The sequence below is a fragment of the Nonomuraea diastatica genome, from assembly GCF_004349015.1.
Taxonomy (GTDB): Bacteria; Actinomycetota; Actinomycetes; order Streptosporangiales; family Streptosporangiaceae; genus Nonomuraea; species Nonomuraea diastatica.
In genome coordinates this window covers 23,307-42,367 of record NZ_SMKP01000083.1, presented here as the reverse complement: position 1 = coordinate 42,367, position 19,061 = coordinate 23,307, and the positions used below count along the sequence as shown (strand labels likewise).

General features: G+C 69.0%; 25 protein-coding genes. 14 read left to right on the top strand and 11 right to left on the bottom strand.

Translation table 11 applies throughout. The features are described 5' to 3' along the window. Nucleotides 1–106: 106 nt before the first annotated feature. Nucleotides 107–646: an RNA polymerase sigma factor gene (locus tag E1294_RS27260; protein WP_132512928.1), complete on the bottom strand. Its 540-nt coding sequence runs from the start codon at nucleotides 644–646 to the stop codon at nucleotides 107–109. 125 nt (nucleotides 647–771) lie between these two features. On the opposite strand from E1294_RS27260, the gene E1294_RS27255 reads away from it, so the two are divergent. Then, on the top strand, nucleotides 772–1,515 hold the full coding sequence (locus E1294_RS27255) for a class I SAM-dependent methyltransferase (protein ID WP_132512926.1): 744 nt from the start codon (nucleotides 772–774) through the stop codon (nucleotides 1,513–1,515). 216 nt (nucleotides 1,516–1,731) lie between these two features. Here E1294_RS27255 and E1294_RS27245 read toward each other — a convergent pair whose 3' ends face one another. Further along, the gene (locus E1294_RS27245; RefSeq protein ID WP_132512924.1) at nucleotides 1,732–3,603 is read right to left on the bottom strand and encodes an acyl-CoA dehydrogenase family protein; all 1,872 of its coding nucleotides are present in this window, start codon (nucleotides 3,601–3,603) and stop codon (nucleotides 1,732–1,734) included. A gap of 229 nt (nucleotides 3,604–3,832) precedes the next feature. Here E1294_RS27245 and E1294_RS27240 point away from each other — a divergent pair, with 229 nt between their 5' ends. From E1294_RS27240 to E1294_RS27190, 11 genes are all read left to right on the top strand, one after another. Beyond that, complete coding sequence (locus E1294_RS27240; protein WP_132512922.1) at nucleotides 3,833–4,294, top strand: Lrp/AsnC family transcriptional regulator; 462 nt, start codon at nucleotides 3,833–3,835, stop codon at nucleotides 4,292–4,294. Nucleotides 4,295–4,420: 126 nt separating this feature from the next. Then, the gene (locus E1294_RS27235; protein WP_132512920.1) at nucleotides 4,421–4,915 is read left to right on the top strand and encodes a hypothetical protein; all 495 of its coding nucleotides are present in this window, start codon (nucleotides 4,421–4,423) and stop codon (nucleotides 4,913–4,915) included. A 5-nt stretch (nucleotides 4,916–4,920) separates the two neighbouring features. Next, nucleotides 4,921–6,045 carry an SRPBCC family protein gene (locus E1294_RS27230; RefSeq protein WP_132512918.1) on the top strand — a complete coding sequence of 375 codons (1,125 nt, stop codon included), beginning with the start codon at nucleotides 4,921–4,923 and terminating at the stop codon, nucleotides 6,043–6,045. 36 nt (nucleotides 6,046–6,081) lie between these two features. Continuing rightward, a complete protein-coding gene (gene gvpJ, locus E1294_RS27225) occupies nucleotides 6,082–6,486 on the top strand; it encodes a gas vesicle protein GvpJ (protein ID WP_132512916.1) in 405 nt (134 codons plus the stop codon). A gap of 1 nt (nucleotide 6,487) precedes the next feature. Further along, the gene (locus E1294_RS27220; protein WP_132512914.1) at nucleotides 6,488–7,306 is read left to right on the top strand and encodes a GvpL/GvpF family gas vesicle protein; all 819 of its coding nucleotides are present in this window, start codon (nucleotides 6,488–6,490) and stop codon (nucleotides 7,304–7,306) included. Further along, nucleotides 7,306–7,548, top strand: a complete 243-nt coding sequence (locus E1294_RS27215) for a gas vesicle protein GvpG (RefSeq protein WP_132512912.1) — start codon at nucleotides 7,306–7,308, stop codon at nucleotides 7,546–7,548. The genes E1294_RS27220 and E1294_RS27215 overlap by 1 nt, the downstream gene beginning before the upstream one ends. A 4-nt stretch (nucleotides 7,549–7,552) precedes the next feature. Continuing rightward, nucleotides 7,553–7,942, top strand: a complete 390-nt coding sequence (gene gvpO / locus E1294_RS27210) for a gas vesicle protein GvpO (protein WP_220447964.1) — start codon at nucleotides 7,553–7,555, stop codon at nucleotides 7,940–7,942. Then, nucleotides 7,939–8,352, top strand: coding sequence for a gas vesicle protein GvpJ (gvpJ, locus tag E1294_RS27205; RefSeq protein ID WP_132512910.1), 414 nt, complete (start codon nucleotides 7,939–7,941; stop codon nucleotides 8,350–8,352). Before gvpO ends, gvpJ (E1294_RS27205) begins: the two co-directional genes overlap by 4 nt. Continuing rightward, a complete protein-coding gene (locus E1294_RS27200; RefSeq protein ID WP_132512908.1) occupies nucleotides 8,342–9,124 on the top strand; it encodes a GvpL/GvpF family gas vesicle protein in 783 nt (260 codons plus the stop codon). Before gvpJ (E1294_RS27205) ends, E1294_RS27200 begins: the two co-directional genes overlap by 11 nt. Next, nucleotides 9,121–9,324: a gas vesicle protein gene (locus tag E1294_RS27195; RefSeq protein ID WP_220446751.1), complete on the top strand. Its 204-nt coding sequence runs from the start codon at nucleotides 9,121–9,123 to the stop codon at nucleotides 9,322–9,324. The genes E1294_RS27200 and E1294_RS27195 overlap by 4 nt, the downstream gene beginning before the upstream one ends. Beyond that, complete coding sequence (locus E1294_RS27190) at nucleotides 9,314–9,631, top strand: gas vesicle protein K (protein WP_132512906.1); 318 nt, start codon at nucleotides 9,314–9,316, stop codon at nucleotides 9,629–9,631. Before E1294_RS27195 ends, E1294_RS27190 begins: the two co-directional genes overlap by 11 nt. A gap of 9 nt (nucleotides 9,632–9,640) precedes the next feature. Here the strand turns inward: E1294_RS27190 and E1294_RS56090 are convergent, their stop codons facing one another. From E1294_RS56090 to E1294_RS27150, 8 genes are all read right to left on the bottom strand, one after another. After that, nucleotides 9,641–10,066: a cytotoxic translational repressor of toxin-antitoxin stability system gene (locus tag E1294_RS56090; protein WP_181958559.1), complete on the bottom strand. Its 426-nt coding sequence runs from the start codon at nucleotides 10,064–10,066 to the stop codon at nucleotides 9,641–9,643. Beyond that, on the bottom strand, nucleotides 10,063–10,479 hold the full coding sequence (locus E1294_RS27180) for a prevent-host-death protein (protein ID WP_132512902.1): 417 nt from the start codon (nucleotides 10,477–10,479) through the stop codon (nucleotides 10,063–10,065). The genes E1294_RS56090 and E1294_RS27180 overlap by 4 nt, the downstream gene beginning before the upstream one ends. Before the next feature lie 472 nt (nucleotides 10,480–10,951). After that, nucleotides 10,952–12,097 (bottom strand): acetyl-CoA C-acetyltransferase, encoded by a 1,146-nt coding sequence (locus tag E1294_RS27175; RefSeq protein ID WP_132512900.1) that lies wholly within the window; start codon nucleotides 12,095–12,097, stop codon nucleotides 10,952–10,954. A 68-nt stretch (nucleotides 12,098–12,165) separates the two neighbouring features. Next, nucleotides 12,166–12,819 carry a hypothetical protein gene (locus tag E1294_RS27170; RefSeq protein ID WP_132512898.1) on the bottom strand — a complete coding sequence of 218 codons (654 nt, stop codon included), beginning with the start codon at nucleotides 12,817–12,819 and terminating at the stop codon, nucleotides 12,166–12,168. Between the two features lie 24 nt (nucleotides 12,820–12,843). Then, entirely contained in the window at nucleotides 12,844–13,602 is a 759-nt protein-coding gene (locus E1294_RS27165) for a class F sortase (RefSeq protein ID WP_132512896.1), read from the bottom strand. Nucleotides 13,603–13,607: 5 nt separating this feature from the next. Beyond that, nucleotides 13,608–14,483: a hypothetical protein gene (locus E1294_RS27160; protein WP_132512894.1), complete on the bottom strand. Its 876-nt coding sequence runs from the start codon at nucleotides 14,481–14,483 to the stop codon at nucleotides 13,608–13,610. 124 nt (nucleotides 14,484–14,607) lie between these two features. Further along, entirely contained in the window at nucleotides 14,608–15,411 is an 804-nt protein-coding gene (locus tag E1294_RS27155; RefSeq protein ID WP_132512892.1) for a class F sortase, read from the bottom strand. Next, nucleotides 15,408–16,742: a hypothetical protein gene (locus tag E1294_RS27150; RefSeq protein WP_132512890.1), complete on the bottom strand. Its 1,335-nt coding sequence runs from the start codon at nucleotides 16,740–16,742 to the stop codon at nucleotides 15,408–15,410. Before E1294_RS27150 ends, E1294_RS27155 begins: the two co-directional genes overlap by 4 nt. Nucleotides 16,743–16,922: 180 nt before the next feature. Between E1294_RS27150 and E1294_RS27145 the strand changes: the two genes are divergently transcribed. Beyond that, nucleotides 16,923–18,068: an acyl-CoA dehydrogenase family protein gene (locus E1294_RS27145; protein WP_132512888.1), complete on the top strand. Its 1,146-nt coding sequence runs from the start codon at nucleotides 16,923–16,925 to the stop codon at nucleotides 18,066–18,068. Between the two features lie 45 nt (nucleotides 18,069–18,113). Next, nucleotides 18,114–18,275, top strand: coding sequence for a hypothetical protein (locus E1294_RS52970; protein ID WP_165977497.1), 162 nt, complete (start codon nucleotides 18,114–18,116; stop codon nucleotides 18,273–18,275). A gap of 4 nt (nucleotides 18,276–18,279) precedes the next feature. On the opposite strand, the gene E1294_RS27140 is transcribed toward E1294_RS52970, so the two are convergent. After that, nucleotides 18,280–19,047 (bottom strand): alpha/beta fold hydrolase, encoded by a 768-nt coding sequence (locus tag E1294_RS27140; protein ID WP_132512886.1) that lies wholly within the window; start codon nucleotides 19,045–19,047, stop codon nucleotides 18,280–18,282. Between the last annotated feature and the right edge of the window lie 14 nt (nucleotides 19,048–19,061).

Sequence of the window (19,061 nt, the reverse complement as noted above, 5' to 3'; positions counted from 1 at the left end):
TTCGAGGCCGGCGCGTACGGCGGCGGCGACGTCGGAGGCGGGCAGGTCGGGGACGTCGATGAGGTCACCGAGCGCCAGCAGTTCGGCCTCGAGGTCGTCGTACGGCTCAGGCGAGTTCATTGCCCACCCCCTCCCTCAACCGGGCCAGCCCGCGATGGGTGCTGGACTTGACGGTGCCGACGGGCCAGCCGAGCACCTGCGCGGTCTCCGCCTCGGTCAGTTGTAAGAAATACCGGCAGACGACGGCCTGGCGTTCCCGTTCTGGAAGGTCGCGCACCGCCGCGAGGAGCCGAGCGCGCCGGTCGGCGGCGACGGCGGCACCCTCGGGGTCGTCGGGCGCCGCCGTCTCGGCGGTCGCCCCGAGCCGCAGCTCCAGCTTGGACCTGCGTCCCCGCGACCTGGTCAGGGTGTGCGTCTCGTTGGCGACGATGCGCAGCAACCACGGCCGGAACGGCGCGTCCCTGCGGAAACTCCCCAGGTGCCGGAACGCCTTGATGAACGCCTCCTGCACGACATCCTGCGCTTCGTCGCCCGCGCCCAGCATGACGGCGGTACGGTAGGCGAGCGCGCTGTAGCGCGTGACCAGCGCTTCGTAGGCGGCAAGGTCACCGGTGAGCGAGCGCGCGATCGCCTCGTCGTCGTCCATGACGGGTCAGATTCCATCGCATCCGGGGCGGCGCGCGGAAGGGTGTTTCGCTGTTCAGGTGACCGTGGCCGTTGATCGGGGCATTAGACTCGGGCAATCCATCAGCCCCTAGAAGGAACGGGATTATGTCTTCTGGGTATGACCGTGTAGTACAACCGGCGGCCGGTGACGAGGCCCTGGAGAACCACCTAGGTGGGGACGAGGCCAAGAACTATCGGCAGTACGAGTTCGACATGGTCGCCCCGCATGTCGGGCGTTCGATGCTGGAGATCGGCTCCGGGCTCGGCCACTTCGCCGAGCAGTTCCTGCCGCGGCTCGACCGGCTCGTCGTGAGCGACTTCGACCCCTACTGCGTCGAGCAGCTGGAGAAGCGTTTCGCGGGCCGTGACGAGATCGATGTCCTGCAGTTCGGGCTGCCCACCGACATCCCGCTGGAGAACAAGGTCGACACCGTCGTCATGATGAACGTCCTGGAGCACATCGAGGACGACGCCGAGGCGCTGCGCTCGCTGGCCCGCGTGACGCTGCCGGGCGGGCGGATCGTCATCTGGGTGCCCGGCTACATGCAGCTTTATGGTGACTTCGACCGCAAGGTGGGTCACGTCCAGCGTTACACGCCCAAGACGCTGGGCACCGCGGTCGCCAAGGCCGGGCTCGACGTCGAGGTGCTCAAGCCGATCAACTTCCTGGGTGGCATCGCCTGGTGGGCGGCCGTGCGCCGGGGCGGCGTCGGCTATCCCGACCCCCGCCTGGTCAAGGTCTACGACCGCACGGTGGTCCCGCTGACCCGCTTCATCGAGCGTTTCGTCCGCCCGCCGTTCGGCCAGACGGTGTTGTGCGTCGCGCGGGTGCCCAAGCCCAAGCAGTGACGGCGAGCCCGGCCGCGGGTCGCGGCCGGGCTCGCCCGTCACTTGATGGAGCCGGCGGTCAGCCCGCCGACCACCTTCCGTTCGATCAGCGCGAAGAGGACGATCACGGGGATGGTGGCGATCACGGAACCGCCCGGTTGCCGTCGATGAACGCCGCCTCCTCCAGCTCGCGCGGGATCGAGGCGAAGTACGCGCGTTCAGGTTCTAGACCAGGTGTCAGAGGATTCTTCTCCGGACGTTCCCTCCGCCCTCCGGCGTGCCGATCCACGGCCCTTCGATGGACGGGTCGAGCACGCCCTCCTCCAGGAAGTCGTAGCGGCCGTCGAGCACGTACCCGGCCAGCCGCACGTCATGGTGGTCGCTGTTGTCCCAGAGCCGGGCGAACAGCGAGTCGACGCGGCGTCGCGCCTGGTGGCAGAAGGTGTCGGCAAGTTCGTACGGACGCTGCCCCAGGTCCTTGGAGTCTTCTTCCGCCTTGACACAGGCGGCCGTCATGGCGAACAACTCGGCCCCGATGTCCACGATCCGGCCGAGGAAGGCCTGCTTGTGCTCCAGCCCGCCCTGCCAGCGGGACATGCCGTAGAAGGTGGACCGGGCCAGCTTCCTGCTGGTCCGCTCCACGAAGCGCAGGTGCGCGGAGAGCGGGCCGAAGCCGGCGTACGCGGTGGGCAGGTTGCCGGTACCGGCCACCAGCGTCGGCAGCCACTTGGCGTAGAAGCGGCTGGCCCTGCGCAGGGCCTGGGCACGCTCCTGGCGGGACGCGTCAGGGTTGATCAGCTCGCCGGCGGCCGACAGGTGGGCGTCCACCGCCTCCCGCGTGATCATCAAATGCATGATCTCCGACGAGCCCTCGAAGATGCGGTTGATCCGGGAGTCGCGCAACATCTGCTCGGCGGGCACACCGCGCTCGCCGCGGGCGGCCAGCGACTCCGCGCTCTCGTAGCCGCGCCCGCCCCTCATCTGGACCAGCTCGTCGAGCGCCTGGTACGACAGCTCGGAGGAGAACAGTTTGGCCAGCGCCGCCTCGATCCTGATGTCGTTGCGCTGATCGTCGGCCATGCGGCTGGTGAGCTCGCAGACGGCTTCGAGCGCGTACGCGGTGGCCGCGATGAAGGCGATCTTCGTGGCCACCGCCTCGTGCCTGCCGACCTTGCGCCCCCACTGCACACGCTCGTTGCCCCACTCACGGGCGATCTTGACGGCCCACTTGGTGTTCCCCGCGCACGTCGCGGGCAACGACAGCCGACCGGTGTTCAGCGTGGTGAGCGCGATCTTGAGGCCCTGACCCTCTTTGCCGATCAGGTTCCTGGCAGGCACCCTGACCTGGGAGAACTCGGTGACACCGTTCTCGATGCCGCGCAGGCCCATGAAGCCGTTGCGCCGCCTGACCGTGATGCCCGGCGAGTCGGCCTCGACCACAAACGCGCTGATCTTCTTGCCGGTCCTCGCCATGACCACGAGGAGGTCGGCGACGACGCCATTCGTCGTCCACAGCTTGACGCCGTCGAGCACGTAGTCGTCGCCGTCGCGGACGGCCGTGGTCGACAGGCGGGCCGGGTCGGAGCCGACGTCGGGCTCGGTCAGCAGGAACGCCGAGATTTCGCCCCTGGCGCACCTCGGCAGGAACTCGCGTTTCTGCTCCTCGGTCCCGAACAGCTTCAGGGGCTGCGGCACCCCGATCGACTGGTGCGCCGACAGCAGCGTGGCCAGCGCGGGGCAGTACGAGCCGACGAGCATGAGCGTGCGGCAGTAGTACACGTACGGCAGCCCCAGCCCGCCGTACTCCTTGCCGATCGTCATCCCGAATGCGCCGAGCTCCGCCAGCCCCTTGACCACCTCGTCGGGCACCTGCGCGGTCCGCTCGATGAGCGCGGGGTCGACCTCCGCGTCCAGGAAGCGGCGCATGGCCCGGACGAACTCCTCGCCCCGCCTGGCCGCGTCGCCGGGCAGGGAGGGCACGGGATACACCAGGTCCAGCCGGAAGTCTCCGAGGAAGAGCTGCTTGGCGAAGCTGGGCCGCGTCCACTCCGTCTCGCGCGCCTGCTCGCCGACCTCTCTGGACTCCGCGTACTTGGCGTGCTCGGTCATGGAACCTCCCGGCGTTGGGCCGTCCTGTGGTAGGAGTACTGCCCGCTTGGCGGCGTCTATCGCGCCTTTTCGTAGGACAAACACGCCCGTCGGCGGCGGAACCGCGGCCGTTCGTCGCCACGCCGGCCCGACCGTTCGCACTAGTAACAGGGCTTCAGAGCACGCAATCGTTCGGCCGCCTCCGGCTTCTGTCGAATGCCTGACCGGAACGGCGTGCGACCATCGGGGCATGGACCAACTCGATTCGGCGATCGTACGGCTGCTGCAGACCGACGCGCGGCAGTCCAACAGGGAGCTGGCGCGCAAGCTGGGCATCGCGCCCTCGACGTGCCTGGAGAGGGTCAGGGCGCTCACCCGCCGCGGCGTCATCCGCGGCTACCACGCCGACATCGACCCGGCGGCGCTCAACCGCGGCGTCCAGGCCATGGTGGCGGTGCAGGTGCGGCCGTTGAGCAGGGCGGTGATCAACGCGTTCAAGACGTCGGCCGCCGGCATGCCGGAGGTGCTCAGCGTGTTCGTGCTGGCCGGGGGCGATGACTTCCTGCTGCACGTGGCCGTGCAGGACCTCGACCACCTGCACGCGTTTTTGCTCGACAGCCTGAGCAAGCGCAAGGAGATCGTCGGGTTCCGCACGTCGGTGGTGTACCAGCAGGTGCAGAAGACCATCCCAACCCCGTTGCCTCCACCGTAACGCTCGCACTAATGCAGGAAAAATGCCCGTTTTATATGGATGTGCGTTTCCTTATCCCCCTCTCGGGCACGGGGGGACGATCCGGCCGGGTGCCGGTCACCCCGAGAGGGCAAAGGAGCGCATGCCATGAGTGATAAGGCCAGAGTGGCGTTGGCTCTCGCCGCGGGTTACTACCTCGGCCGGCGTCACAAGCTGCGCATGGCCGCCACGCTCGCCGCGGCGAGCGTCGCCGGCAGATACCGCAAGGGCGACGGCGGGCTGCTGGCGCAGGGAAGCAAGATCCTTGGGTCCTCGCCGGAGATCGATGAGTTGACCAGCCGGCTGCGCGGCCAAGTCATGGACGTCGGCAAGGCGGCCGTCATAGCCGCCGCCACCCGGCAGATCAACTCCCTCACCGAGAAGCTCCAGGAGCGGACCGAATCCCTCCAGCGCGGCGACCAGGCCGAGGACGAGCTTGAGGACGAGCCCCGGGACGAGTACGAGGACGACGAAGAGGTTTCAGAGGACGCGCGGGAAGCCTACGAGCCGGAGGAGGCGCCCGAGCCGCCCCACGCCCGGCATGCCCGTAAGCCGGGCGCCGGTCGCAAGCGTCCTGCGCCCGTGACGAGAACGGCGGGGTGAGAACGATGACGGAGGCGACGAAGGCACAGCCGGTCCGCAAAGCCGCCGGCCAGGCGGGCAAGGCCGTACGCGAAGGTCCTGGCGGGGCGGCGGAGGCGGTCGGCCAGAAGGCGAAGCAGTCCTCCGGCGGGGGCAACCCGGTCAAGTCCGGGCTACGCAAGCTCGGCCAGGCCGCGACGCATTACGCGCTGTCGTCCGTGACGAACAAGGTCGAGGGCGTGACCGGACGGCTCTCCGACTTCGCGGAGGGCGGCGGCGGCAATCTGCTGGGCGCGGTCACCGGCTCCGACACGTCGGTGGGCGGTTCGGCCGTGGCCGGCGCGGCCAAGGGCGCCCTCAAGGGCATGGTCGGCAAGCTGGGCAAGGGCGGCAAGGGCCAGGGCGGCAAGCTCAAGGTCACCAACATCGTCGAGACCATCGACGTCGGCGCCCCGATCCGGGTGGTCTACAACCAGTGGACGCGATTCGGGGACTTTCCAAGCTTCATGAAGAAGGTCGAGGCGGTCAACCAGGAGTCCGACGAGAAGCTCACCTGGAAGGCGCAGATCCTCTGGTCGCACCGCGAGTGGAAGTCCACGATCCGCGAACAGGTGCCGGACGAGCGCATCATCTGGCGCTCGGAGGGCGCGAAGGGGTACGTCGACGGCGCCGTGAGCTTCCACGAGCTCACCCCCGACCTCACCCGGATCATGGTCACTCTCGAATACCACCCTCAGGGGTTCTTCGAGGGCACCGGCAACCTCTGGCGGGCGCAGGGCCGTCGCGTACGGCTGGAGCTCAAGCACTTCGTCCGGCATGTCATGACGCAGGTCATGCTGCACCCGGACGAGATCGTCGAGGGGGGCTGGCGCGGCGAGATCCGCGACGGCGAGGTGGTCAAGGACCACGACACGGCCGTCCAGGAAGAGCAGGAGTCCGCCGGCGAGCAGGCGGAGGAAGAGCCCGGGAAGGGCGAGCCCGAGGACGAGTACGAGGAGGAAGAAGAAGAGGAGCCCGAGGAAAAACCCGGAAAGGGCGAACCCGAAGACGAGTACGAGGAGGAAGAAGAAGAGGAGCCCGAGGAAGAGGAGCGCCCCCGCCCCCGGCGGGCTCCGGTACGGCGCAGGATGGCGAGCCGCAGCGGAGGCTGAGCCGTCCCCCATCCGAGAACCGCAAGGAGCCGCGATATGACAGTGCAGCCGGCCGGCGGGGTGGCGCAACGCCCCACCGCGACGGGCCTCGCCGACGTGATCGACAGCATCCTGGACAAAGGGCTGGTCATCGACGCCTACGTCAGGGTGTCGCTTGTCGGCATCGAGTTGTTGACCATCGACGCGCGAATCGTCGTGGCCAGCGTCGACACCTATCTACGCTACGCCGAGGCGGTGAACCGGCTTGACCTGTCGGAGTCCGGCGGCCAGGGATTGCCCGAGCTGATGCAGAACATGAAGCAGGGCATGGTCGCCGACAAGGGCAAGGACGCGGTCGAGGGCGTGCTCGAATCCGCGGCAGACAAGCTCGAAGGCCTGGTCGGGGGACCGGAGGACGATCAGGAACGGCAACCCTCCCGGCGGCGGAAGGATGGTGGCTGACATGGCGGCATCCGAGGCGGCCGAACGGCGGAAGGCGTCAGGAGAGGGGCGGAAGAGCGAGGCGCGCGTCGGCACGTACGTCTACGGCATCGTCCCGGCGGACGTGGAGGTGTCCGACGACGCCGGCGGTGGCGTCGGCGGCCCGTCGGCGAAGGTGACGGTGGTCCGGCATGACGACATCGCCGCGCTGGTCAGCGAGCTGCGGCTGGATCGGCCACTGGGCACGCCCGACGATCTCATGGCCCACGAGGGGCTGCTGGACGCCACCGCCGCCGAGGTGCCGGTGCTGCCCGTACGTTTCGGCGCGGTCGTGACGAACCCGGAGGCGGTCGTGGAAGAGCTGCTCGCGCCGTACCACGACGAGTTCCACGCGGCGCTCGACGAGCTGGAGGGCCGGGCCGAGTACGTCATCAAGGGCCGCTACGTCGAGCAGGCAGTGCTCACCGAGATCATGGAGGAGCGCCCTGACCTGGCCGAGCTGCGTGAGCAGATCAAGGACCAGCCCGAGGAGGCGACCAGGGACACGCGGATCCAGATCGGCGAGATCGTCGATCAGGCCGTCAACGCCAAGCGGGAGGCCGACACGCAGGCGGCGCTCGACGCGGTCACCCCCGTCGCCACGCTCACCTCGCTGCGCGACCCCAGCCACGAGTTGGACGCCGTGCACCTCGCCGTCCTCGTCGAGACGGCGCGGGAGAACGAGCTGGAGCAGGTGGTGGACAAGATCGGGGAGCGCTGGGCGGGCCGGGTCGAGCTGCGCGTGCTCGGGCCGCTGGCCGCGTACGACTTCATCGTGGCGCGGGGCACCGGTGGCGGCTGATGGGGCTGATCAGCTCGTTGTTCACCTGGCCGCTCGCGCCGATGCGCGGGGTGATCAGGCTGGGTGAGCTGATCCAGGAGCAGGTCGAGCGGGAGCTGCACGATCCGGCGGTGGTGCGGCGGGAGCTGGAAACGATCGAGGAGGCCAGGAACGAGGGCCGCATGTCGGAGGAGGAGACCGCCCAGGCCATGGAGGAGATCCTCGCCAGGCTGACCGGCCCACCCGGGGAAGAAGGGAGGTGATCGTGTGCCTGCCCAGCGAAGGGTCCGCGCACGACGCCCTGCCGAGCAGGACGCCGAGCCTCAGGAGCCCGCCGAGGACCAGCAGGCCGAGGACGAGGTGCCGCCGGCCCGCTCTCGTGCGAGGGGCCCGTCGGCCGCCGGCGCCGGCGCGGCGGGGCTGCGCCACATCGTCGAGCTGACCGGCCGGGAGTCCGAGGGGATCACGCTGGTGAAGCCGGAAGGTGACGGCTGGGTGGTGGGCGTCGAAGTCGTGGAGGACCGCCGCATCCCGTCCTCGGGCGACGTGCTCGCGCTCTACCAGACCGAACTGGACGCGGATGGCGAGCTCCGCTCGTACCGGAGGCTGCGCCGCTATCGGCGGGGCAGCGGCGACCAGGGGGAGAGCGGATCATGATGGAACCGGCACGCCCGGCGGGACGCACCTACCCGTCCTCGACCGGCGGCGGGCGGGAGCCGGCCAACCTGGGCGACATCCTGGAGCGGGTGCTCGACAGAGGTGTGATCATCGCGGGCGACATCCGGGTCAACCTCCTCGACATCGAACTGCTGACGATCAAGCTGCGGCTGGTCGTCGCCTCGGTCGACACCGCCAAGGAGATGGGCATCGACTGGTGGGAGCACGACCCCTGGCTGACCGGGAAGGACCACGGCCTGGAGGAGGAGAACCGCCGGCTGCGCAGGAGGCTCGCGGCGCTGGAGAAGGGCCGCTCTGCCCCGCCCGCCATCGAGGGGCACGTCGAGGAGGACGAAGACGTCGAGCCCGCGCCGCGGCGCCGCGCCGGAAGGAGGCGAGATGACGGCTGACGCAGGCACGTACCTGTACGTGGTCGCGCGCGACTCCGGCGCCCCCTCCCCCGAAGGCCTGGCGGGGGTGGCGGGCACGCCGCTGCGGGCGATCGCCCGCAGCGGGCTGGTCGCATACGTGAGCACAGTGCCGCTGGCCGAGTTCGGGGAGGAGCCGCTCCAGCGGTCCATGGAGGACCTGGACTGGCTCGACGCGACCGCCAGGGCGCACCACCGCGTGGTCGAGGCGGTGGCGGTGGCGGTGCCCGCCGTACCCGTGCGGCTGGTCACCGTCTACAGCGGCGACGAGCAGGTCTCCGGCCTGCTGGAGGACCGGCACGACGACTTCTGCCAGGCGCTCGACCGCATCACCGGCCGTCAGGAGTGGGGCGTGAAGGTGTACGCCGACCCGGCGGAACGGGTTGAGCCCGACGCCGCGCAGGAGGGTGGTGGCGGCGCGTCCGGTCCCGGAGCGGCGTACCTGCGCAAACGCCAGGCGGGGCTGCGCAGCAGGGAGGAGGCGTGGCGGCGGGCGAGCGCCCGGGCCGAGCGGGTCCACGACCGGCTGGCCTCCGTCGCGGTCGCCGGCCGCCGCCACCGGGCCCAGGACCCGCAGCTCTCCGGGCGCAAGGAGTGGATGATCCTCAACGGCGCCTACCTCGTCGACGAGGAACGGCACGCGGAGTTCGTCCGGACGGTGGACGAGTTGCGCGGCGAGGGCGGGGAGCTGGAGCTGACCGGCCCGTGGGCGCCGTACTCGTTCGCCGCGCTGGACGAAGGCGGTGAGCCATGACGTACCCGGAGCCTCGTGGCGCCATGCTCGCCGAGGAGGGCCGGCTGCCCGCCGAGCGGGTGGCGCTGGTCGACCTGCTCGACCGGCTGCTCGCCGGCGGCGTCGTGGTGAGCGGCGACCTCGTCCTGTCGATCGCCGACATCGACCTCGTACGCATCTCCATCCACGCACTGATCACCTCGATCCGCGATGACGAGTGACCCCGGCGAGCCCGCGCGCCAGGCCAGGAAGCCGCGGCTGCGGATCGACACCGACGCGGAGGCGGTGGAGCGTGACCTGTCCCGGCTCGTGCTCACGCTGGTCGAGCTGCTGCGCCAGCTCGTCGAGCGGCAGTCCGTACGGAGGATGGAGCAGGGCGACCTGTCCGACGAGCAGATCGAGCAACTCGGCATGACGCTGATGCGGCTGGAGGAGGCCATGGAGGAGCTCTGCGAGCGGTTCGACCTGTCGCCGTCGGACCTGAACCTCGACCTGGGCCCCCTCGGCAGCCTCCTCCCGAAGGACTAGTCACCCACCTCAGACACCTTCAAGCCAGTATTTTTGCAATCTGGCGACGGCGTCCTCCTTCGTCATAGTCGCGACGTCGGTCTCGGCCAGACCCACCCTGGAAATGAGCAGGTGAACAACCTCGGCGGGCAAGGCGTTCGAGGGCGGCTCGGGTTGTCCGCGATCAGGAACGACACCACGTTGGACGCAGGCCCAGAACGTCGGCTCATCCACCTGCAACTGGTCACGGAGGATGTGACGCCAGATGCTCTGGCCGTAGGAGCTTCCATCCACCGGATGGGAAATCGGCGTGCGCAAGATCCGGCCATCAGCAAGATCTAGTTCGTAGGTGACGTGATGGGTCGCCGTTCGTCCGCGAGCGTTTCGTACGAGACGCCAGCCCTCGATCTGACAGAACCGATCGTGGTGCTCCCGAGTGGGTTGGGGCCAGGTCACCGGCCCTTCCCCACCAGCCATTCACGCAACTGGTCGTCATCACTGAGGCTGATCAACTGCACAAGCCCCCAGTTCTCACGATGGTTCGGCGTATCCAGCAGGTGGTCCTGCCAGTCGTCGGCGTATTCGCGCAACGCATCGATCATCTCCGTTACGGCCTCATCGAAGGTCCGGCCATCCGCCGCTACCGGCAGCCCTGGGATGAAGATCGACCAGCCACCGGCCTCTGGCACTGTCTGGGCACCGGACGGAGTGACCGCAGCGAGATAGTGGCGCAGTCTCTCGACGTCCACGAGCGCGGTTGTGGTCGCTTCACGGCGCACCGTCGCCACACGCCCGCCTTCAGCCGCGTCCAGGAGCGTTTTGAGATGGGCACGAGCCTCTGTATAGCTGTCGAAATGAACGGCGCTCACGCGCGACACCTCCCATGAGCAGGTCTTCATGATGCCTCATAGCAAGAAGTACGTCACGTACTCACCGGCCCTGTCGAGGGACGGATTATTCGGTTGCGCGGCCTCTCACTGACCTCGTAGCGTCTTCGCCATGCGCCTTTACCTGTAGTTCGCCGGGCCTCAGCGCCCGTGCTCAGCCAGCCAAGACCGCCAGTCCGTCCAGACGCGGCAGCTGAGCTTGCCGACCGGCCTATGAGCCGCGTCGAGAGTTACGTAAAGGAGCTGTCTCATGCGAGTTCGCGCAAGCAACAAGAAGAAGCGACCCCAGCTGCCCACGCCCCGGCAGATGCCGAAGATGCCGCAGCGCCCGATCGCGCCGCCGAGACGCATCCCGCCCAAGGGCCGCTGACCAAGGACAACTACCAGGGATGGTAGTGAAAAGCGAGCGCCGCCTCCCCCGTACGCCTGGAGGCGGCGCTCGCACCCTTCCTGCTCAGAGCCTTTCGATGATGGTGACGTTGGCCTGGCCGCCGCCCTCGCACATCGTCTGCAGCCCGTAGCGGCCGCCCGTGCGCTCCAGCTCGTACAGGAGCTTGGTCATGAGGATCGCCCCCGTGCCGCCCAGCGGGTGGCCGAGCGCGATGGCGCCCCCGTTGGGGTTGACCTTGGCCGGGTCGGCGTCGAGTTCTTTCATCCACGCCAGCGGCACCGGCGCGAACGCCTCGTTGATCTCAACGACGTCGATGTCGCCCATCGACATGCCGGCCTTCTTCAGTGCCCGCTGCGTGGCGGGGATCGGCGCGGTCAGCATGTAGACCGGGTCGTCGCCCATGAGCGCGAGCTGGTGGATGCGGGCGCGCGGGGTCAGGCCGTGCTCCCTGACCGCCTGCTCGGAGGCGATCAGCACCGCGCCCGAGCCGTCGGAGATCTGCGAGGAGGTGGCGGCGGTGATCTGGCCGCCCTCCTTCAGCGTCTTCAGCCCGGCCATCTTCTCCAGCGTGGTGTCGGCCCGCGGGCCCTCGTCGTCCTCAACGCCGTTGACGGGGGCGATCTGGTCCTTGAAGTGGCCGTTGGCGATGGCCTTGGCGGCGCGCTGGTGCGACTCGAACGCGTACTGCTCCAGGACCTCGCGCGTGTAGCCCCACTTCTCGCACATCAGCTCCGCGCCGCGGAACTGCGAGATCTCCTGCTTGCCGTAGCGCTCGACCCACATCTCGCCGAACGGGAACGGCATGCCCTTCTCGAGCGCGGCCGTGATCGAGGAGCCCATGGGCACGATGCTCATCGACTCGACACCGGCCGCCACGACCAGGTCCTGGGTGCCCGAGAGGACACCCTGGGCGGCGAAGTGGATCGACTGCTGCGAGGAGCCGCACTGCCGGTCGATCGTGACTCCGGCGGTGGTCTCCGGCAGGCCCGCCGACAGCCAGGCGTTGCGCGCGATGTCCATGCTCTGGGGGCCGAACTGCATGACACACCCCATGATGACGTCCTCGACCGCCGCGGGGTCGACGCCGGTGCGCTCGATCAGCGCCTTCAGTGTGTGCGCGGCCAGGTCAGTGGGGTGGACGGTGGACAGGCCGCCCTTCTTCTTGCCGACCGGGGTGCGAACCGCCCCGACGATGTACGCCTCTGCCACAGTGCCTCCTGGAAACCGAGCAATATTCGGTTACTAGGTGCACACTACAACAGAACGACGTTCTAGGGTCATTCCGAGGGTGGTACGAGGTCCTCCGCTGCGTCGATCCTGAACCGCCACCGGTCGACGGCCAGCCCGTTGAGCGCCTCGGACAGCTCAAGGGCGAGCGCGCCCAGCTCCTCCGGCTTCCCGCCGCGCAGCTCGATCGCCGTCAGCTCGGTGGCGAACGGCAGCAGCTCTGCAGCCGCCGGCGGGCCGCCCTTCTGCGGCACCAGCACGGCCTTGATGTCGCCCGCCGCGAACGTGAACTCCTCGTCCTCCTGCTCCAGGAACGGGGCCAGCTCCTCGGGCGTCGGGCGTACCGGAAGGATGACGGCGGGACCGCCCTCCGCCCCGTCGGCCGGATCGTTCACCTCGCCCCGGCACACCGCCAGCCCCTTCAGCCGGAAGGCCAGACCCTCGGCGAGATAGCGGTCGAAGAAGTCGAGCGGCAACGGGCCCTCGGCGGCCACCCGCACCGCCCACGCCTTCTCCAGCTCACCGCCCGTCAGCTCGCCCGCCGCCTCGACCGGCGCGCACACCCGCACGTCGGTCGCCACGATGTCGTCGCCGTCCTTCCGCGCGCCGGGATCGGCCAGCTGGACGATGCGCAGCAGCTCCGCCGGATCCGGCTTCGCCGGCAGCACCGCCGTGGGGCCTGTACGCAGTCGTCGCTTCGCCATCCAGCCCATGCCCAGCCTCCGCGCTCAGCTTCGATAGGAGCTCGTCATCGTCGCGTAGACGATGACGTTGTCGGTGTAGTGCCCGGTGCGACGATCATAGGTGCCGCCGCACGTGATCAGGTGCAGTTGGGCGTTCTCCTGGCTGCCGTAGACGCGCTGAGTCGGGAACGTCTTCTTGCTGGCCTGCTCCACGCCGCCGACCGTGAACACCGCCGTGGTCTTGTCCTGACGCTTGACCTCGATGGTGTCGCCGTGCTTGAGCTCCGGCAACCGGTTGAACACCGCAGGGCTCGTCTTGGTGTCCTTGTGCCCCAGCAGGACGGCCGGTCCCGCCTCACCCGGCGTCGACATGTTCCGGTACCACCCGACCAGGTTGGCGTTGTTCGCCGGCGGGACCTGGATCGTGCCGTTCTTGGCCAGGCCCACCGACCTGATCGGCGCGTTGACCCCCAGCCGCTTGATCACGAGCCGCATGGGGGTGGACGGCAGCATGGGCGGCGCCGGGTTGATCTGCGGCAGAGGCGGCGGCACGTCGGGCCCGCCCTGGAACAACGCCTGCTCGGGTTGCCCCGACGGCTTGGGCTGCGCCTCCAGGGCCAGGGCGTCGCGATTGCTGGCCAGGCCATACTCGTCGGGCGACCTGAAGACGATCAGCAGCCCGGCCACCACGGTCACCACACCGGCGATGGCCGCCACGATCAGCACGGTCCTGAGCGCCACGCCCCCTTTGTCCTCAGGCGGCGGTACGGGAGCGCCGCCACCGTACGGGTAGTAGCCGGACATCCCCGTCAGCCCCGGGCGGCGTTACGGCGACGCATGAGGAGCCCGCCCCCGGCCGCGGCGACAATCAGGGCGCCACCGGTGAGGATGAACAGCCGGCCGTCAGGACCCATCGTCCCACCCGCGCCCGTGTCAGCCCCGGCCTTGGGAGTCTGGGACTTCCTGGTGGGCTCGGACTCCGACGACGGCGTGACGGTAACCGTGTGGGTGCTGGTCCTCGTGGGCCTGGGGCTGGAAGGAGTCGGGGTCGGCGATTTCGTTGGGGTAGTCGTGGGGCTGTTGGTCGGAGTGCCGGTGGCGGTGCCGACGACCAGGTTCACCGAAGGACCGCCGGAGGTCGGCGGCCGGCATTCATACCAGGTAGTGCCGTTGACCTGGACATTGAAGGCCCCGCCCCGAAGGGCGACGGTTCCTGTCGCGGTCGGTCTGACCACCATGGTCATGGTCGGCAGCGGCATGGTGGCGCTGGGCGTCACGGTCGTCTGCGCCTGCTGCGTGATGGCGCCGGAGGCGGTGATCGAAGTGGAAGGAAGCGGCGATCCGCTGGGACTGACGGCACCCACAGCACCAACCGTGCTGTTCGGCGTGATCGTCGCGGTTGCCCGCAGCTGACGCTCCGTCGCCGCCGGCTGCTTCACATCCCAGGTGACCGTCACCGTGGCATTGGGGGTAATGGTGCCGGCCGGGGTCTTCAGCTCCATTTGGAAGGGGACACTCGTGTTCGGCGCGCCCGACGGGCCGCAGGTGTAGGTCACCTCCACCGGAGCCGCCATCGCGGCCACCATGGGTATCGCTCCGAAGATCCCTGCGCCTAGAACGGCCATAGCGGATGTCTTGAGGGCGAGGCGGCGCCGCGCCTTGGACGTCAGCACTTCCAGCTCCATTTCAGCGCAGTATCAACAGTTGTGCCAGAATTCCAGCCGTTGGTCACGGTTAGGTTGAGATCTTACGAACTGTCCCTGTCAACTTCCCCGTAAACCGAAAAATCGGGTCCTCCAACCACCCGGGTCATCCCTTCTTCTTCGACAACGTCGCGTACACGATGATGTTGTCCGTGTAGTGGTGGGTCGTCTTGTTGTAGACCCCGCCACACGTGATGAGCCGGATCTGGGAGTTGGTGGTGTTCCCGTACACCCGCTTGGTCGGAAACGTGATCTTGCTGGCCTGCTCGATCCCGCTGACCGTGAAACGGGTGACCTTGCCGTCCGAGCGGTACACGTAGATCCGGTCGCCCTTGACCAGTTCGCGCAGGCGGTCGAAGACGGCGGGGCCCCTGCGGGTGCTCACGTGGCCGTTGATGATCGAGGGTCCGAGCTCGCCGGGCAGGGGTGAGTGGCGGTACCAGCCGGTCAGGCCCGCCTTGCTCAGCGGCGGCGTGCCGAGTTTGCCCTTCTTGTCCAGGGTGACGGACCGGATCGAGGCGTTGACCTTGATCTTGGGGATCTTGATGCGGGTCGGCCGTACCTTGGTGGTGGTGGTCTTCTTCTCGGCCTTCGGGATGGCGGGCACCACCGGTGCGGCGGCCAGCGGGGGCGGCGCGTCCAGGCGGGCCGGCGTCAGGGGCACGTCCTTGCCCCCGGGCCCCACGGTGGCAGGCAGCACGAACGCGCCCGCGTTCCCCATCGGCGCCTTCGTCGGGACCTTCGTCGGCGTCTCCTGCGCGGCGACCGGCGCCGCGAGCGGCCCCGATCCGTCGTCCACGGGCGGCGCCAGCGAGAGCAGCGTCACCATGACGATGCCGACCCCGCCGAGTGAGCCGGCGATCAGCAGGCCGGGCAGCGCGCGCTGCATCGGCGTCCGCTCCTCGGTCATCGGCGCGCCCCTCCCGCGTGCACGGCCCTGCGCCTGCGCAGCAGCACGCCGCCACCGACGCTTCCCGCCATCAGCACGGCTCCGCTGGTCATGAGCCCGAGCGGCGGACCTTCGCCGGTCACCGGCGCCTCGCCGCTGTCCACACCACCCTTGGGCGTCTTGGGCACCTGCGCCCGGTAGTACCGGGTCGCGGTCGGGCTGGAGCTGCTCTTCGGCGTGGACGAGCTCGAACTGGAACCCGTGGGAACCACGGCCACGTGATCCCCGCCGATGGAGTCGCCCCCTGGAGGCGTGCTGTCCTCGTCGGTCGGCTCGTCGCTCGGGTCGTCCGTCGGGTCCTCCGTGGGCGGGTCCGATGGGTCCTCCGTCGGGCCGGGCACGGTGACGTCGATGGCCCCGGGGTCACCCTGGATCTCGCACGTGGCCTGGTCGTGGGCCGGCGGCTCGGTGACGTCGCTGACCGTCACCCTGAACGCGTCGACGTAGGCGACCTTCGCCTCGGTGTTGACGATCTCCAGAGTGTGCGGCCCGTAGGCGAGCTGCGGCGACTCCCAGAGGACCTCCTTGGACGCGGTGCCCGTCATCGGGGTCCCGCTGCCGTCCTTGCCCGGCTCGACCAGCGAGTCGGTGACGGGCTTGCCGTCGAGGAGCACCCTGATCTTGCCGAGGTCGCGCTCGCGCCTGCCGATGTAGGCGACGTTCGTGCCGGTGAACTCGAGCCTGGCTTTGGCGTCTTGCGCTCTAGTCCTGTGCAGGTCGTAGAGGTGGTCGCCGAACTCCTCCGCGGTGGTGATCCGCCTCCAGCCGCCCTCGTACGTGATGTTCGACGTGTCGTTGTTGTTGACCATCACCTCGCCCTCGGCGGGCGTGAACCTGACGGTCAGGGCGCCGGGCTTGAAGCGGACGGTCCCGGAACGCCCGATGGATCCCTGGTCGGACAGCCCTTCAGGCAGTTCGAGGAACTCGCCCGGCACCAGCTCGCCCTGCTCCTGGCCGCCCCTCGGCCGTAACTGGCCGACCCAGGCACCGCTGATGTCCACGACGCCCTCCAGGTCGAGGGAGGAGCCCGCAGGGAAGAACCCGGGCGAGCCGAACCTCTGCGGGCCCTCGTACGAGATGCCCCAGCGCACGTTCATCAGCCCGCCGGCCTCGATCTGCGGCGTGATCGTGGCCTCGATGTCGACTCCGGCGCCGGCGATCCCGCCGATGCACGTGTAGGTGGCCACCAGCGAGGTCTCGGCCTGACCGGGGATGGAGGAGGTCACGACGAACACGGTGGAAGCGGCCGCGCCCACCGATGCGGCGATCAACGCCTTGCGCCATCGACTCACGGGAGACTCTCCGATCAGCCACAAATACGCCGACGGTAGATCTTAGAGTCGAAAACACCCGCTCTACATACCGAACCCACCTTCTCCGACCACTTGTGATGAACCCGTGTCCACGGCTCCCGCCGCGCCAGGAAAGGGAGTATACCTCCCAGTAACAGAACCCTATTCCGGAGGCGACCGATGCAGCGAGACCTCTTCGACGAGGAGCACCTCCTCTTCCGTGAGACCGTGCGCGCGTTCATGGCTCGCGAGGTCGTGCCGCACCACGCTCAATGGGAGAAGGACGGCGTGGTCCCCCGCGAGGTCTGGAAGAAGGCCGGCGAGCTCGGCATGTTCGGCTTCTCGGTGCCGGAGGAGCACGGCGGCTCCGGGATCAGGGACTTCCGCTACAATGCGGTGATCGTCGAGGAGCTCATGAGGAACAACGCCACCGGGCTCGGCTTCTCGCTGCACAACGACGTCGTGGCGCCGTACCTGGTGGATCTGACCGACGACGAGCAGCGGCGGCGGTGGCTGCCCGGCTTCGTGAGCGGCGAGCTGATCACCGCCATCGCGATGAGCGAGCCCGGCGCGGGCAGCGACCTGCAGGGCATCAGGACCACGGCCATCCGCGAGGGTGACCACTACGTCGTCAACGGGCAGAAGACGTTCATCACCAACGGCATCAACGCCGACCTCGTGGTCGTGGTGGCCACGAGCGACCCCGAGGCCGGGGCCAGGGGCACCACTCTGGTCGTCGTGGAACGGGGGATGGAGGGGTTCGAGCGCGGCCGCAACCTCGACAAGATCGGCATGAAGGCCCAGGACACCGCCGAGCTCTTCTTCGACAACGTACGCGTTCCCGTCGCCAACCGCCTCGGGCCGAACGACGGCGAGGGCTTCGTCCAGCTCATGAACAACCTGCCGCAGGAGCGCCTGTCGATCGCCGTGGCGGCGGTGGCCGCGGCGGAGGGCGTACTGGAGCAGACCATCGAATACTGCAGGACCCGCCAGGCGTTCGGGCGGAGCATCGGGTCGTTCCAGAACACCAGGTTCGTCCTCGCCGAGCTGGCCACCGAGACGGAGATCGCCCGCCATTACGTCGACCAGTGCATCCGTGCGCTCAACGCCGGGCAGCTCACCGCAGTCGACGCCGCCAAGGCCAAGTGGTGGACCACCGAGGTGCAGACCAAGGTCATCGACCGGTGTCTCCAGCTTCACGGCGGCTACGGCTACATGACGGAATATCCCGTCGCCAAGGCCTGGATGGACAGCCGGGTCCAGACCATCTACGGCGGCACCACCGAGATCATGAAGGAGATCATCGGCCGCTCCTTCGGATTCTGACCTGTCACCGCGCGGGAAGCCCGTCCACGCCGCATACTGGACCGCATGGACGGCGGCCTGATCCTCCTGGTCTTTCTGGCGCTGCTGGTCGCGTGGGGCCTCAACCGCGTGCGCCGGGCGTTCCGTCTGGGGCCGGTGGGCTATGCCGGTGTGATGATCGTGTTCATCATCGCCATGCTGCTCGTCTGGGGCCAGACCAAGGTGTAGTTCGCTAACCCTCCAGGATGACGCGGGTTACGAGGTCGGGGTCGTCGCTCATCGGCACGTGGCCGCACCCCTTCAGCAGCTTGACCCGCTGCCCCGACCAGCGTGCCGCGCGCACCGCCTGGCGGCGCAGCAGGAGCCGGTCGTGCTCGCCCCACGCGATCGAGATGGGCGACTTCGGCGGCGCGGGCGGCATCAGCCCGGAGAACGACTCCAGCGTCTCGTCGAAGCCGCTCGCCCGGCCCAGCGCCTGCGTGGCCGCGATCAGCGCCGTCGGCGACAGCCTGGACGGGTGGGCGACCAGCACTCCGGCCGACACGGCCCGCAACATCGGGTTCTCCGCCGTCCTGACGACCTGCCCCTGCGGCATCGCCCTGGCCGAGGCTCGCAGCGCACGCAGCACCGACTGGCAGTAGACCAGCTCAGAGCGCGACCAGAAACCCGCCGGCGACAGCGCGGTGGCCGTGCGTACGACGCCTCGCGCGGCCAGCTCGAGCGCGATGTAGCCGCCGAGCGAATTGCCCGCCACGTGCGGCTCGCGCACGCCGAGCAGCGCGCAGAACGACTCGACCGCGTCGGCCAGCGACTCGGCGGTGTAGGGGATGCCCTCGGGCAGCCCCGGCGAGGCGCCGAAGCCCGGCAGGTCGAGCGCGATCACCGTGCGGGCGGCGGCCAGCCCGTCGATCACCGGCGTCCACGCCTGCCAGTGGTGACCGATGCCGTGGATGAGGATCAGCGGCGCGCCGGCGCCCCGTCGTTCGAAGGCCAGCTCCATCCGCCCAGTGAATC

Excerpts from the sequence above, each read along its gene's own strand:
- E1294_RS27260 (WP_132512928.1), bottom strand. The coding sequence starts at position 646 with ATGGACGACGACGAGGCGATCGCGCGCTCGCTCACCGGTGACCTTGCC.
- E1294_RS27255 (WP_132512926.1), top strand. The coding sequence starts at position 772 with ATGTCTTCTGGGTATGACCGTGTAGTACAACCGGCGGCCGGTGACGAG.
- E1294_RS27245 (WP_132512924.1), bottom strand. The coding sequence starts at position 3,603 with ATGACCGAGCACGCCAAGTACGCGGAGTCCAGAGAGGTCGGCGAGCAG.
- E1294_RS27240 (WP_132512922.1), top strand. The coding sequence starts at position 3,833 with ATGGACCAACTCGATTCGGCGATCGTACGGCTGCTGCAGACCGACGCG.
- E1294_RS27235 (WP_132512920.1), top strand. The coding sequence starts at position 4,421 with ATGAGTGATAAGGCCAGAGTGGCGTTGGCTCTCGCCGCGGGTTACTAC.
- E1294_RS27230 (WP_132512918.1), top strand. The coding sequence starts at position 4,921 with ATGACGGAGGCGACGAAGGCACAGCCGGTCCGCAAAGCCGCCGGCCAG.
- gvpJ (WP_132512916.1), top strand. The coding sequence starts at position 6,082 with ATGACAGTGCAGCCGGCCGGCGGGGTGGCGCAACGCCCCACCGCGACG.
- E1294_RS27220 (WP_132512914.1), top strand. The coding sequence starts at position 6,488 with ATGGCGGCATCCGAGGCGGCCGAACGGCGGAAGGCGTCAGGAGAGGGG.
- E1294_RS27215 (WP_132512912.1), top strand. The coding sequence starts at position 7,306 with ATGGGGCTGATCAGCTCGTTGTTCACCTGGCCGCTCGCGCCGATGCGC.
- gvpJ (WP_132512910.1), top strand. The coding sequence starts at position 7,939 with ATGATGGAACCGGCACGCCCGGCGGGACGCACCTACCCGTCCTCGACC.
- E1294_RS27200 (WP_132512908.1), top strand. The coding sequence starts at position 8,342 with ATGACGGCTGACGCAGGCACGTACCTGTACGTGGTCGCGCGCGACTCC.
- E1294_RS27195 (WP_220446751.1), top strand. The coding sequence starts at position 9,121 with ATGACGTACCCGGAGCCTCGTGGCGCCATGCTCGCCGAGGAGGGCCGG.
- E1294_RS27190 (WP_132512906.1), top strand. The coding sequence starts at position 9,314 with ATGACGAGTGACCCCGGCGAGCCCGCGCGCCAGGCCAGGAAGCCGCGG.
- E1294_RS27170 (WP_132512898.1), bottom strand. The coding sequence starts at position 12,819 with ATGGCGAAGCGACGACTGCGTACAGGCCCCACGGCGGTGCTGCCGGCG.
- E1294_RS27165 (WP_132512896.1), bottom strand. The coding sequence starts at position 13,602 with ATGTCCGGCTACTACCCGTACGGTGGCGGCGCTCCCGTACCGCCGCCT.
- E1294_RS27160 (WP_132512894.1), bottom strand. The coding sequence starts at position 14,483 with ATGGAGCTGGAAGTGCTGACGTCCAAGGCGCGGCGCCGCCTCGCCCTC.
- E1294_RS27155 (WP_132512892.1), bottom strand. The coding sequence starts at position 15,411 with ATGACCGAGGAGCGGACGCCGATGCAGCGCGCGCTGCCCGGCCTGCTG.
- E1294_RS27145 (WP_132512888.1), top strand. The coding sequence starts at position 16,923 with ATGCAGCGAGACCTCTTCGACGAGGAGCACCTCCTCTTCCGTGAGACC.
- E1294_RS52970 (WP_165977497.1), top strand. The coding sequence starts at position 18,114 with ATGGACGGCGGCCTGATCCTCCTGGTCTTTCTGGCGCTGCTGGTCGCG.
- E1294_RS27140 (WP_132512886.1), bottom strand. The coding sequence starts at position 19,047 with ATGGAGCTGGCCTTCGAACGACGGGGCGCCGGCGCGCCGCTGATCCTC.